Source organism: Methylocystis sp., from assembly GCF_050246715.1.
In the GTDB taxonomy this organism is placed as follows: domain Bacteria; phylum Pseudomonadota; class Alphaproteobacteria; order Rhizobiales; family Beijerinckiaceae; genus Methylocystis.
The window spans coordinates 16,208-28,772 of sequence record NZ_JBFWVN010000019.1 but is presented as its reverse complement, the minus strand read 5'-3'; the positions used below and the strand labels follow the sequence as shown (position 1 = coordinate 28,772).

At 58.6% G+C, this 12,565-nt stretch carries 12 protein-coding genes; 3 read left to right on the top strand and 9 right to left on the bottom strand.

The window, feature by feature from the left end:
- Position 1: 1 nt before the first annotated feature.
- From hypB to AB7I51_RS08395, 7 genes are read right to left on the bottom strand one after another with little or no spacing between them, the layout of a single operon-like run.
- Positions 2-934: a hydrogenase nickel incorporation protein HypB gene (hypB, locus tag AB7I51_RS08425; RefSeq protein WP_428404773.1), complete on the bottom strand. Its 933-nt coding sequence runs from the start codon at positions 932-934 to the stop codon at positions 2-4.
- Positions 934-1,275 (bottom strand): hydrogenase maturation nickel metallochaperone HypA, encoded by a 342-nt coding sequence (gene hypA, locus AB7I51_RS08420; protein WP_428404772.1) that lies wholly within the window; start codon positions 1,273-1,275, stop codon positions 934-936. The genes hypB and hypA overlap by 1 nt, the downstream gene beginning before the upstream one ends.
- Entirely contained in the window at positions 1,268-2,335 is a 1,068-nt protein-coding gene (locus AB7I51_RS08415; RefSeq protein ID WP_428404771.1) for a nickel-dependent hydrogenase large subunit, read from the bottom strand. The genes hypA and AB7I51_RS08415 overlap by 8 nt, the downstream gene beginning before the upstream one ends.
- Before the next feature lie 14 nt (positions 2,336-2,349).
- Positions 2,350-2,874, bottom strand: a complete 525-nt coding sequence (gene hybE / locus AB7I51_RS08410) for a [NiFe]-hydrogenase assembly chaperone HybE (RefSeq protein WP_428404770.1) — start codon at positions 2,872-2,874, stop codon at positions 2,350-2,352.
- The gene (locus AB7I51_RS08405; RefSeq protein WP_428404769.1) at positions 2,858-3,076 is read right to left on the bottom strand and encodes a rubredoxin; all 219 of its coding nucleotides are present in this window, start codon (positions 3,074-3,076) and stop codon (positions 2,858-2,860) included. Before AB7I51_RS08405 ends, hybE begins: the two co-directional genes overlap by 17 nt.
- Positions 3,073-3,930, bottom strand: a complete 858-nt coding sequence (locus AB7I51_RS08400; RefSeq protein ID WP_428404768.1) for a hydrogenase expression/formation C-terminal domain-containing protein — start codon at positions 3,928-3,930, stop codon at positions 3,073-3,075. Before AB7I51_RS08400 ends, AB7I51_RS08405 begins: the two co-directional genes overlap by 4 nt.
- 3 nt (positions 3,931-3,933) lie before the next feature.
- The gene (locus AB7I51_RS08395; RefSeq protein WP_428404767.1) at positions 3,934-4,371 is read right to left on the bottom strand and encodes a hydrogenase accessory protein; all 438 of its coding nucleotides are present in this window, start codon (positions 4,369-4,371) and stop codon (positions 3,934-3,936) included.
- Between the two features lie 299 nt (positions 4,372-4,670).
- On the opposite strand from AB7I51_RS08395, the gene AB7I51_RS08390 reads away from it, so the two are divergent.
- The 3 genes from AB7I51_RS08390 to cysN all read left to right on the top strand — a co-directional run bounded on the left by AB7I51_RS08390 (position 4,671) and on the right by cysN (position 8,110).
- Positions 4,671-5,048 carry an ATP-binding protein gene (locus AB7I51_RS08390; protein WP_428404766.1) on the top strand — a complete coding sequence of 126 codons (378 nt, stop codon included), beginning with the start codon at positions 4,671-4,673 and terminating at the stop codon, positions 5,046-5,048.
- Between the two features lie 273 nt (positions 5,049-5,321).
- Positions 5,322-6,224 (top strand): sulfate adenylyltransferase subunit CysD, encoded by a 903-nt coding sequence (gene cysD / locus AB7I51_RS08385; RefSeq protein ID WP_428404765.1) that lies wholly within the window; start codon positions 5,322-5,324, stop codon positions 6,222-6,224.
- Complete coding sequence (cysN, locus tag AB7I51_RS08380; protein WP_428406179.1) at positions 6,224-8,110, top strand: sulfate adenylyltransferase subunit CysN; 1,887 nt, start codon at positions 6,224-6,226, stop codon at positions 8,108-8,110. Before cysD ends, cysN begins: the two co-directional genes overlap by 1 nt.
- A 145-nt stretch (positions 8,111-8,255) precedes the next feature.
- Here cysN and AB7I51_RS08375 read toward each other — a convergent pair whose 3' ends face one another.
- On the bottom strand, positions 8,256-9,089 hold the full coding sequence (locus AB7I51_RS08375; RefSeq protein WP_428405039.1) for a PAS domain-containing protein: 834 nt from the start codon (positions 9,087-9,089) through the stop codon (positions 8,256-8,258).
- A 401-nt stretch (positions 9,090-9,490) separates the two neighbouring features.
- Positions 9,491-12,118, bottom strand: a complete 2,628-nt coding sequence (locus AB7I51_RS08370) for a magnesium-translocating P-type ATPase (protein WP_428406178.1) — start codon at positions 12,116-12,118, stop codon at positions 9,491-9,493.
- Positions 12,119-12,565 lie beyond the last annotated feature (447 nt).

Here is a 12,565-nt window from a genome sequence, read left to right as displayed (position 1 = left end):
CTTACTCCGCGACCGCCATGCGCGCAGCGCGCGCTTCGATCCAGGCGTAGAAGGCCTCCATGCCTTCGCCTGTCCGAGCCGAAACGACCAACGTCTGCAAATCCGGATTGACGGTGAGCGCGGCGGCGATACAGGCGCCGACGTTGAAATCGAGATGCGGCAGAAGATCGGCCTTGTTGAGCAGCATCAGATCGGCGGCGGCGAACATGTCGGGATATTTGAGCGGCTTGTCCTCGCCTTCGGTCACCGACAGCACGACGACCTTATGCGCTTCGCCGAGATCGAAGGCCGAAGGGCAGACGAGGTTTCCGACATTCTCGATAAAGAGCAGCGCGTTCTTCTCCGGCGCGAGCGTGTCGATCGCATGGCCAACCATGTGTGCGTCGAGATGGCAGCCCTTGCCAGTGTTGATCTGCAAGGCACGCGCGCCGCTTCCGCGAATGCGGTCGGCGTCGTTCGAGGTCTGCTGATCTCCCTCGATCACGACGATCTCGCGTCGCGCCTTCAAATCCTCGATCGCGCGCACGAGAAGGCTGGTCTTCCCCGAACCGGGGCTGGAGACGAAATTCAGCGCGAAATTGCCGTTCCCCGCGAGACGATGACGGTTTTCGCGCGCATAGGCGTCGTTCTTGGAGAGAATGTCGCGCTCGATCTTGACGATGCGTTCCTGACTCAGGCCGGGCGCGTGGACGCCGGCAAGTCCAGCGCCATAATGAATCGGGTCGGCGCCATGGCCGTCATGATGATGATGATCATGGTCATGGCGATGATCGTGCCTGTGATCATGATGATGACCGTGATCATGCCCATGATGATGGTCGTGACTTTGATGGTTATGACCAGCGTGCGCTTGAGCATGCGTATGCGCGCCAGGCGCTTGGGCCTTGTTCGGATCCTCAACGGCGCTCGTTCCACATCCACAGACCGTGCACATCAGGCGACCTCCAGTTCGACGAGGCGAAAATCATCGCCGCGGGTCATTTGAACGCGATGGCGCCCGCATTCCGGACAGGCGCCGAACCGCTCGGTCAACGCGACTTCCCTGCCGCAATCGAGACACCAGCCGGCGCCTGGGACATTAAGCAAGTCCAACATGGCGCCTTCGCAAATCGAGCCGCGAACCACAGCCTCGAAGCAGAATCGCAAGGCGTGCGGATCGACATGGCTCAACGCGCCGACGGCGACGCGCAGCACGGACACGCGTTGCGCGTCAGCCTTGGAGGCTTCCTCCTCGGCGAGGTCGACGAGGGCTTCCATCAGCGACATTTCATGCATGCTGCGCCTCCCGAAGGCTGATCTCGCAGGATGCGCAGGGATCGAAGAGCGCCGCAAGCGTTGCGACAAACTGCCGCGGATCGGCGACGTTGAGCTTCGCAGCCGCAAGCGCCTGAGCGAAGGGGCCGGCGGGGTGGAAGTTCCACTCCGTCGGCGCGAGAATTTCATAAGTCGTCACGGCGCCTGAGGCGTCGAGTTCGACGCGATGAAACAGAAAGCCGCGCGGCGAATCCACCATGGCGAAGCCCTCGCCCGGCCGGCTCGAACGCGTGACGACGAGCGCTTCCTCGCCCGGCAAGGGCTCCTTGCTCGCCAAGGCGTCCGAGGCGTCAGCGATGTCAAAAAGGCGCGCCTGAAGCCTTGCCGCCAATAGTCCGACGTTGCGGCGCAGGAAAGTGAAACGCCGCGCGAAAGCGCCTGTTTCAACAATGCGTCCCGGCAGATTCGGCGCGCTCAGGAAATCCGCGTTTCGCTCGCGCAGGGCGCCATGTATCGCCTCTGCGTCGCCAAGCGCAAGAAAGCCGTCGCCGTTCTGCGAAGACACGAGTTGCGAATATTGGGACGCATCGCGCCACATTTCCGCGAACCACCCTTGCGGGCGTCGATCCGCGTCAAGCGGCGCGCCGATGTCGACGGCCGCCTCTTTCAACGTGGCGTGAAGAGACGCGTCGTCTTCCCTGTCGGCTGCGTTGGAGACCGCCAGCGCCTTGCGCAAGGCCGGCAGATGCGCGAGACGCCGTGGGTCGTTCTTCTCTCCAGGCCAGTCGAGCACGCTCGCGCGCAAATGCTCCGCGACGCGCTCGGCATAGAGCCTGCGCCTCCAGCGCCAACGCAAGGCGTCTGGCGTGGGCTGTGATTGCGCCGCCGCCATGGCGGCTTCGCAGGCGATGCGCTGCGCGGCGGCGCAGAGGGTAAAGACCGAGCCGATCACACGCGGCGCTTCATTCGCCGCTTTCCGATGAAGCAGCCGCGTGACGTCGACTCGTTGTCGCGGCATGATCTTCGCCTCTCCTACCCTATCTGCGATACGCGTCACCTCGACGCCGATGCTGGTCGACATCCTTCCTGGATCGCTCATGGCGCGACATTCGCCGCTCCGCGCCTCGCGCCGAAAATGAGCGAGCGCCGATCCAAACCGGCAGGACTTCGCCCTGCGGCTTCGCGCCGATCCGCCGAACCGGGATCGAACAATTCGTCGAGCGCAGCGACGGCGACGGCGCGCGCGGCGGCATGATCGGCAAAGTCATTCATCGGAGAAAAGAGTGAGCAAGAGTCGATGCGGCCGAAACCATCAAGCCGCCCGACAATGAAGCTTACGCGCCCGGCGGGCAGCGACCAATGCGCGGTCTCGCCGAGAGGTCTCAGCGGAAGCTCCTCGGCGCCTGCGGCGCAAACCGTAAGATTCATGAACCACGGGGTAAGAATGACGCCGATCGCATGGTCGCCATAGGACCGGAAGCCGATCGCCTCTATATCCAACGACGGATTGCAGATCGGCAGATCGCGCATCGCTTGATAGACGCGCCGATAGTGATCGGCGAGGCGCGCGCCAGCAAAGACCGCCGCGGTTTCGCGCGCCGGATCAGTCGTCGCGCTCATCGGCGAGCCTCATGAATTTCGCTTGCGGCGCGTCGCAATTGGGACAGCGCCAATCCGCCGGCAATGCGCTGAAGGATACGCCTGGCGGAATCTGCCAGACGTCATCGCCAATTGCGGGATCATAGACATGCCAGCAGACGCCGCATTCCATTTTTGCGCTGACGCCGGCGTCGCGAGGCGCGCCGAAATTCTCGAAGCTCATTGGAAATAGGCCTCGTGAATTTCGCGGAGCCGCTCGCTTGAATCGCGGAAATCCTCGGTCGCCGCCAAAGCGACGACGGGCACGCCGCCAATTTCGAGCGTATCGAGAATGATCTCGTCCATGGCGTTGAAATATTGCACCGACCAGACATGGCGCGTCGCCGTCGCATGAACGCGGCATTTGCCATAGCCCCGCGACAGGAGGGATAGAGGCCCCTCGCCAAGCGACGCCTGCAGAAAGCTCATGTCCGCGGCCGTCATTGGAAACAGCGAGAAATTGACGATGTGAGACTTGTCTCCTGGCGCGAAAGCGGCGACCCGGGCGCGAATTTCCGCGAGCAGCGGCATGACGTTCATTGCGCCTTCAGGCGCTTCGCCGAAGGAAACGTCGCGGGCATTTACGATCGCCGCGCGCGTCACAACCTCGGGAATGGCGCCGATTTCGAGATAGTCGCCGACAAGCCGATCGTCCACGTCGCTAAAGCGCACGCGCCAGAGGCCTGCCATCGTCGATTCCGAAATTTGCGCCGTGACGCCGTCGGGCAGCGCAACGACGCCGCTCACCTCGCCCGCGCCGAGCGCCTGATCGAGAAGTTCGCGCTCATCCGCGCTGCGATCGGTAATGTCGAACAGGCGGCCCGTCTCGCTGGCTTTCTGGCGTGCGAGCGCGTCGGCGAGTTCGAGAAGAAGATCGCCAACGCTGGCGCAGCGGCGAATGAGGTCTTCCGAAGACTTATGCGCGAGCCGGCCGAGACCCATCGTTTCGCCGGCGGCAACGCCCTCATCGAGGCCGATCGGCATGATCGTCATCGCTTCTTCGGCGCCTTCGGGCGCCACCCAAAATCCTGCTTTCAAGGGTCAGGCTCCGCGGCTGAAAACAATCTCGACCTGCGGCCCGTTCGGGCCGGCGATCGCGGGCGCGTCGAGGTCGAGAAAGCCTTCGATTTTTGCGATGTAGTCGGCCCAGTCCCAGATTTTTGGGAGGACGCCGACCGGCTCGGGCCCGCGCATGACGACGAGGCTTGGCGAGACATAGGCGTGGAGCCGCGCGCGCAATCTTTCTTCAGCTTCGGGCGCGATCACGGCGCCGCGCAGGCGATCGGAAAAATGCAAGAGCAGCTCCGGCAGCACGACTGCGACATCGCCTGTCTCGGGCCGGTTCGCGCCATCGCCGGAAAGGAACAGGAGAACCTGGACGCGCTCTTTCGATGCGGTGTCGAGAAAATCATCGAGACTGAGGTCGTCGACGACCGGCAGCCGCGCCCGTTCGATCAGGCGCCGCAGCAAAGGCGACATTGGCATCTCCTCCCGCTTTCTTTTTTGGAGAAATTGCAATGAGGGCGCCAAGGCCGGAATGACCTTTCATTCAACATATAGTATTGAAATAAAATGCATTTATTGGACAGAATATTTGTGCGCCGCTTCCAATTTGGAATCTTTCTTTCTTTCTATGACAAGAATGTTTCCAAATTGGCATATGCCATCCGAACCATGTGAACATTGTTCATTTTCATTCAGACACCGCCTTTCCTCGCACATGCCGAGAGTCGCAAAGGACTTCTGCCCCATAAGCGTCGCCGGCCGGCCAAGAGCAGATGAGGCGGCCCTGCGACGCGAAGGGTCGCGCGCGCGCCGTTCGGTCGGATTTCGCATTTGATCGCGTTATCGCCGCAACATTCGATATTCTCAAGCCGAGACGGCGCACGATATTTGGTTCGATTCCTTCGACGCAATCGCTCGTCTTAAATCTCCTCGAAATTCTCGAAGCGCGATCGGGCCCCCGCTCGACGGTCGAGACTCCCTGGCTCCCTACGAATCATTGGCGTGAAGTCTTTCGCGATCCCGCCTGCGCCGACAACTTCCTCGATCGCCTCGATCGCCTCGTTCACCATGTTCATCCTATCGAGCTTTCCAGCGAAACCCTGCGCCGCGATCGGCAAACGAAGATCGGCGTGCGAAGTAAAACGGCTTGACCAAACGACTTCGCCGGTGAGACAAAATCGATCAACCAGCAAGCTTCGGCTGCCCGACGGCGTCATTGCGTTTGCGGCGGGCGACATCTTTCAGGAGTCATGGGCGGCATTATCCCTTTTTCAGCCGAGCGGCTTCATCGGACTTCGCAGCCTTCAGGCCAACTGCGTGATCGGCTCCGGTAACAGCGGGATAGATTCGGGCGACCCGCGCCGGCGAAATCAGTGGATCGCCTTGCGATGAGAGTCGGCCATAGACTGGCGTGGAGGTAAGGAATGGGGTTGCCGTCGCACCTTCGAAGTCTCGAGTCCGAAGGGATCTATATTTTGCGGGAGGTGGTCGCGGAGTTCAAAAACCCGGTCATGCTTTATTCGATCGGCAAAGATTCGAGCGTCATGCTTCATCTGGCAATGAAGGCGTTTCATCCAGCCAAACCGCCATTTCCGCTGCTTCACGTCGATACGACCTGGAAATTTCGCGAAATGATCGCCTTCCGGGACGAGACCGCGGCGCGCCTCGGCATGGATTTGATCGTGCACGTCAATGACGACGGGCTAGCGCGCGGCGTTTCACCTTTCACCTTCGGGTCGTCCGCCTACACGCAAGTGATGAAGACGGAAGGACTGCGTCAGGCGTTAGACAAATATAAGTTTGACGCCGCCTTCGGTGGCGCGCGGCGGGATGAAGAGAAATCCCGCGCCAAGGAGCGCGTTTTCTCACACCGCACCAGTACGCACGCCTGGGATCCGAAAAATCAGCGGCCCGAGCTGTGGCGCGCTTTCAACACGCGGATCCGGCCCGGCGAGTCGATGCGCGTTTTCCCGCTGTCCAATTGGACGGAGCGCGACGTATGGGATTACATCGCGGCGGAAAACATCCCCGTCGTGCCGCTCTATTTCGCCCGCAAGCGGCCGGTGGTGCGACGCGACGGCGCGCTCATCATGGTTGATGACGCGCGCCTGCCGTTAAATCCCGGCGAGGTCGCGGAAATACGGCGCATACGCTTTCGAACGCTCGGCTGCTATCCGCTCACCGGCGCGATCGAGTCGGAGGCCGATACGCTCGACGCGATCATTGAGGAGATGCGTCTGTCGTCGATGTCCGAGCGACAAGGCAGGCTTATCGACTTCGACGAAGCGGCGTCCATGGAAAGGAAAAAGCGCGAGGGCTATTTCTGATGTCGGCCAATACTCGAGACGCGTCAGTCGAAACAAAATCGTCATGCCCAACTCTGCGCTTTCTTACCTGCGGTTCCGTCGACGACGGAAAGTCGACGCTGGTCGGGCGTCTGCTCTATGAACGCAAGCTGATTTTCGACGATCAACTGGCGACGCTGGAGAAGGATTCCAAGAAGCACGGCGCCGTTGGAGAGGAAATCGATTTCGCGCTGCTCGTTGACGGACTCGAGGCGGAACGCGAGCAAGGCATCACGATTGATGTCGCCTATCGCTATTTTTCGACGGAGGCGCGCGCCTTTATCGTCGCCGACTCGCCCGGTCACGAGCAATATACGCGGAACATGGCGACCGGCGCCTCGAACGCCGATCTCGCAATTCTGCTAGTCGACGCGCGGAAAGGACTGCTCACGCAAACGCGTCGCCACGCCACCATTGCGTCTTTGCTTGGCATCCGCCATGTCGTCTTGGCAATCAACAAGATGGATCTCGTCGACTACAGTCAGGCTACGTTTGATCGGATCGTCGCGGATTTCACCCATGCCGCGTCTGAGCTGCATTTCGCCTCCATCGCCGCAATTCCGATTTCGGCGCGCTATGGCGACAATGTCATCTCCCTATCGGACAAAATGCCGTGGTATTCGGGACCGCATCTCCTTTCCTATCTCGAAACGGTCGATGTCGAAAACGCGGTCGCCGATCAGGCGATGCGCTTGCCCGTACAATGGGTCAATCGTCTGCAGCAGGATTTTCGCGGTTATGCGGGAATGCTTGTCTCCGGTCGCGTGAGCGTCGGCGATGAAATCCTTGTCGCCGCCTCCGGCCGCACGTCTCGGGTTGAGCGCATTGTCGCTATGGACGGCGATTCGACAAGCGCCGCAGCGTTCGATTCGGTCATGCTGACGCTCGCCAACGAAATCGACATTTCGCGCGGCGATGTGCTGTGCCATCCCAAGCAGCGTCCCGACGTCGCCGATCAATTCGCGGCGCACATCATTTGGATGAGCGACGAGAAGCTGCTGCCGGGCCGCTCGTACTTCATGAAGATCAATGGCCGCTCCCTCGCGGGAAGCGTGACAGAGATCAAATACAAGCTCGACGTTGATAATAACGCGCATATCGCAACCAAGACGCTGAGCCTCAACGAAATCGGATTTTGCAATATCGCTCTCGGTTCGTCCGTTGCGGTGGACCCTTACGACGCCAATCGCGCGACAGGCGGGTTTATTCTCATTGATCGATTCACCAATGCAACGGCCGGCGCGGGCTTGATCGCCTTTCCACTGCGCCGTGCGAAAAATATTCATCTACAGGCCCAACTGGTCTCAAAAGCGGCGCGCTCCCATATCAAGCATCAACAACCCGCCGTTCTATGGTTCACGGGTCTCTCGGGGGCCGGCAAGTCGACGATCGCCAATCTTGTCGAAATGAAATTGTTGGCGCGTCATGCGCATACCGCCATGCTGGATGGCGACAACATCCGTCATGGCTTGAACAAGGATTTGGGCTTTACCGACGTCGACCGCGTCGAAAATATCCGCCGTATTGGCGAGGTTGCGAAGTTGATGGTCGACGCGGGGCTCATCGTGCTTTGCGCGTTCATTTCGCCCTTCCGGGCCGAGCGACAAATGGCCCGCTCGCTCGTCAGCGAGGGCGAATTTATCGAAATTTTCCTCGATACGCCGCTTGACGTCTGTATCTCTCGCGACCCGAAAGGCCTTTATAAGAAGGCGCTCGCGGGCGAGATCAAGAATTTCACCGGCGTCGATCAGACCTACGAACTTCCGACGTCGCCCGAGATGCATGTCCGATTCATGAATGAAAAGCCGGAAGAGATCGCGGACCGGATCATTAAGGAACTCGAAACGAGAAACGTGATCCATGGCTGATTCGGCACAAGCGTGAATTGACGCCGCCTTTAATGCCGATTTGCATTCAATTGGCTTTGCCGGCGTGTCGGCGACAAGGGCGTCGCGAGGCCGAACTTTTCGCCAACGCTCTACACGAGGCGCGCCCCTTTACGCTTGCGCCGTCTCATGACAAAGGCAATTCTTCCAATAGGTCAAGCAGCGCTCCAAACCGAACTGGCTTAGTCAGCAGACCGTCGAATCCCGAAAGACTCGCTGTCTCCACGTGCGACGTGCCGAGGGCTATCAAAGAGACCTTGTTGCCGCCGGGCAACTTTCGAATGCGGCGCATCATGTCGATTACGTCGATGTAAGGAGTGTCGATCTCGACAAACACCAATTGGGGCCTAAACTCATTAAGCGCGCCCACGCCATCTGAGCCGCTGCAAGCGACCCGGACACCGATTCCGACCGTCCCAAGGAGCAGCGCAAGCCGATCGGCGGCGTCACGATTGTTATCGATGACCAGAGCTTTGAGCTGCAGTATTGAGGTCTCGTCGTTCGGAGCGGTCGCCGTTTCGAGCGCATGCCTGTAGCGCTGAGCCGTAATATCGTGTGCGACTCCGATCATCCGAAGCGGTTGGCCGAGTTGGTCTCGCTCGACGATCCCCAGCTCCCGAAACCATGTCACTATTCCGTCCGGACTAAGGACGCGGATCTCGGTTTGAAACCGTTCAGTCTCGCCGCGCAGCGCTGCTTTAATGTCCGTACAAAACTTCTCTCTATCTTCTGGATGCACAGCATCTCGGACTGCAGCGAAACGGCTGAACATGCCTGTGCTCGAGGAATTGTCGGAGTCAAACGGATCGAACCGCCGCACAATATCGCGCACGATGTCCCATTCGAAGCTTATTACGGGAACCATGCGCAACGCTAAGCGTAGCGCAAGCTGATTACGTCGCGTCCGCTCGTCGCGCGCTGCCGTATATCCGAAACTCAGTTGTCGCCGAAGTTGCGTCATCGAAGCTTTGTCGTAGCAGTTTTCCGATCGTCCATTAAATCCAGTTAATGCGAATCGTAGGGCAATATCAAGCTATTGCCCAGCGAGTGGCGCGCTCGTGGTTTATGCTGGAGTTCGATACTGCACTGTCAGCGAAAGCTCCGCTTTAACGCCTCTCGTGGAATCGACTAGCCGGATTGACCCGCCACGGTCGGCGCGGTTTTGCCCGACAGGCCCGCATCCATCCTCTTATTGAATTGATCGTCCAAGGAGGGACGGTCATGAATAGAGAAATCAGGGTCGAAGCGGACGCTTTCGCGACTGGCCCGCGAAAAAAATATCCTGGCGCCATGTTTGCCAAGCGCTCTCTGCCGAATCCAACCGCCACGCTGTCGCAACGCGCTGACGGCAATTGCCGCCGTCTATGTTCCGTAATGACGGATAAACCAATTCTTCACGGACTGCGTCAATAAGCCGTAGCTAAAAAGAGTCGCGGCGAGGATCGGCCAATACAGCGCCGGCAAGGGCGTAAAGTGCAGCGCGTCGCCAATTTCCGTATAAGGCAGGCCGGCGCCGATCGCACTGACGATGACCGATGTTGCGATCAAGCCCACGCTGGCGCGGCTTTCGAGAAACGGAATCCTATTCGTGCGAATGACGTGAATGATAAGCGTTTGCGTTAGCAGCGACTCCACGAACCATCCTGTCTGAAAAAGCGATGGATTGTTCCAGCCGTCGAAGACCGTGAGCATAATAAAAAATGTCGTGTAATCGAATATCGAACTAATTGGTCCAATGATCACCATAAAATGAAAAATATTGCCGATGTCCCATTTTCTTGGAACTGCGACATATTCCTCGTCGACATTGTCGCTTGGAATAGCGGTCTGCGAAAAATCATAGAGAAGATTGTTAGCGAGAACTTGAATGGGCATCATCGGGAGAAATGGCAAGAGTAGGCTTGCTCCGATCACGCTGAACATGCTGCCGAAGTTGGAGCTCGCCGCCATCTTAATATATTTTATCAGGTTGCCGAAGACTTTGCGTCCCTCGACGATCCCCTGATGAAGAACCAGCAAACTTTTTTCGAGTAAAATAATGTCGGCTGATTCCTTGGCGATATCCACAGCGGTGTCGACGGAAATCCCCACGTCGGCTGCTCGTAGCGCGAGACTGTCATTGACGCCGTCGCCCAAAAAGCCGACGACATGGCCTCCAGCCTGCAGTGCAGTGATGATCCGTGCTTTCTGTTTCGGAGAGACTTTTGCGAAAACGGTGACGCGCTCGGCAAGTTCGGCCAGCTCCTCGTCACTCAATTCATCCAGATCGGGGCCCAGAGCTAATCCATCCACTCGCAGATTTACGTCCCGACAGATTTTGCCAGTAACGACCTCATTGTCGCCAGTGAGAATCTTGGCGACGACGCCCGATTTTTTAAGCGCCGCCAGCGTCTCCCCGACGCTTCCCTTCGGTGGATCGAGAAGCGCGATAAAACCAAGCAGGATGAGTCCTTTCTCATCCGCTGTGGAATAGCCACCACGTATCAAACCGATTTTCTTGTAAGCAACCGCGATAACGCGCAGCCCATCCTCGTTGAGCGCTTGCACGTTCCGTAACGCCAATTCGCGGCGGGCCTGATCGAGCTTTACGACACGGCCTGCGACCTCACAACGCACGCATGTTGATAATAGCTCCTCAACAGCGCCTTTGCAGATCAAAAGGCGCGCGCCGCCGGTCATCGGCGTCGCGACGCGTTGTATAATTCCGGTGATTCCCCGACGTAAGGCGCCCTGTGCGCTGTTGTCGCGTTCAAGTATGACTGACAATCGTCGTCGCTCAAAATCGAATGGAATCTCGTCCACGCACCGATAGTAATTTGTTGGCGGGAAAACGCGGTTATCCTCGACATATTGAAGCACAGCTTCGTCAAGCAGGCTCTTCAATCCAGACTGATGATGACTATTCAGATAGGCGTATTCCAGCGTCTTCTGGCATCGAGATCCGCGAATATCGAGATGCAGACTGAGCGCAATCCTATTCCGCGTCAGCGTTCCGGTCTTGTCCGTGCAGAGCACGTCCATCGCGCCGAAATTTTGAATTGCATTAAGCCGCTTTACGATCACGCGCTTGCGCGACATGGCGATCGCGCCTTTGGCGAGATTGACGGTGGCGATCATCGGCAACAGCTCAGGCGTCAAGCCAACCGCCACCGCAAGCCCAAACAGCAGCGCCTCCGCCCAATCGCCCTTTGTCAGTCCGTTGATCAAAAAGACAGTCGGCGCGAGTGCGAGCATGAAGCGGATCATCAACAAAGTGAATCGATTTACGCCCTTATCGAAACTTGTCAGTTGACGCTGGCCGGTGAGCTGATCCGCGAATTGTCCCAAATAAGTATTTGGTCCGGTAAAGATAATAACGCCGACGGCAAACCCGCTCACGACGCTAGCGCCCATTAACGCGATGTTGGGCGCCTCAAGCGGATTTAGAATTACATCAGGGCCAACTTGCGCGCGCTTTTCGCAGGGCATGGATTCGCCAGTCAGCGCTGATTGATCGACATACAGATCTTTGGCCGCGAGCAGCCGCATATCAGCAGGAATCATGTCGCCGGCTGACAAGCGCACCAAGTCGCCGGGAACAAGGCTTGCGCTGGCGCACTCCTGAAATTCCGCCGTCGCTCCCCTCTCGCCATTAAGGGCGCCGTCGCGCCGTCGCACGCTTGTTGTGATCTTCACCATCGCGCGCAGCCGCGCCGCGGCGGCGTTGGAACGATGTTCCTGGACGAACGCCAACATAACGGCGAGGGCGACGATCACGAGAATGACGATGGCGGAGTGGAGATCGCCAAGAAAATAAGACGCCGCGGCGAGAAAGAGCAGCAGCGCGTTGAGCGGATTGCGGGCGCGATCTATAAATTCGCTGAGCGCGCTTGGCGCGCGATGTTGAGCGATGACGTTGGGGCCGACTGCAGCAAGTCGAATTGCTGCGTCGACTTCGTCCAGACCTTCAAGCGAGGCGTTGAGATGCGCCAGAACTTCGTTCTCATCCATGCTCGCTACTGCGAGCAATTCTCGAGTGTGCTCGGCGCCTTGGTTGTCGGGTCGAATGCGCGCGGACGCTCTGCGAAGAAAGTCTATGCCTGACGGCATGGCCGAGTCGTTCATGAACCCAATTGCTCACACGTCTGGCGTTATCCTTTTTCTCAGGCAATTACTGGTCTTGCGTCAATTCTGTTGTCAATCGATTTTTCTTAATCCTGAGCTCAAAAGCAGCCCAGCGCAATCCAAGCTCCTTGAGAGCTGATCTTGTGAATGGGAGCGACTCCGTCAAATCGGGGCCAGCTACGACGATCGTTGTCGACGCCATTGAGGACGATTTGCGGGACATGATGATGGAGACGCGATTTGGCGTCTAGCGATTAACATTTAGCTCCGCTTACGCGCCAAAGCGTCGCCGTCCCAAGCAACGTTTAATGTCGGGTCGCCCCGCTCCGGCGG

Coding starts and splice junctions, on each gene's coding strand:
- AB7I51_RS08415 (WP_428404771.1), bottom strand. CDS start 2,335: ATGTCGACCAGCATCGGCGTCGAGGTGACGCGTATCGCAGATAGGGTA.
- hybE (WP_428404770.1), bottom strand. CDS start 2,874: ATGAGCGCGACGACTGATCCGGCGCGCGAAACCGCGGCGGTCTTTGCT.
- cysN (WP_428406179.1), top strand. CDS start 6,224: ATGTCGGCCAATACTCGAGACGCGTCAGTCGAAACAAAATCGTCATGC.
- AB7I51_RS08405 (WP_428404769.1), bottom strand. CDS start 3,076: ATGAGCTTCGAGAATTTCGGCGCGCCTCGCGACGCCGGCGTCAGCGCA.
- cysD (WP_428404765.1), top strand. CDS start 5,322: ATGGGGTTGCCGTCGCACCTTCGAAGTCTCGAGTCCGAAGGGATCTAT.
- AB7I51_RS08395 (WP_428404767.1), bottom strand. CDS start 4,371: ATGTCGCCTTTGCTGCGGCGCCTGATCGAACGGGCGCGGCTGCCGGTC.
- AB7I51_RS08390 (WP_428404766.1), top strand. CDS start 4,671: ATGAGGCGGCCCTGCGACGCGAAGGGTCGCGCGCGCGCCGTTCGGTCG.
- AB7I51_RS08375 (WP_428405039.1), bottom strand. CDS start 9,089: ATGACGCAACTTCGGCGACAACTGAGTTTCGGATATACGGCAGCGCGC.
- hypA (WP_428404772.1), bottom strand. CDS start 1,275: ATGCATGAAATGTCGCTGATGGAAGCCCTCGTCGACCTCGCCGAGGAG.
- hypB (WP_428404773.1), bottom strand. CDS start 934: ATGTGCACGGTCTGTGGATGTGGAACGAGCGCCGTTGAGGATCCGAAC.
- AB7I51_RS08370 (WP_428406178.1), bottom strand. CDS start 12,118: ATGGATGAGAACGAAGTTCTGGCGCATCTCAACGCCTCGCTTGAAGGT.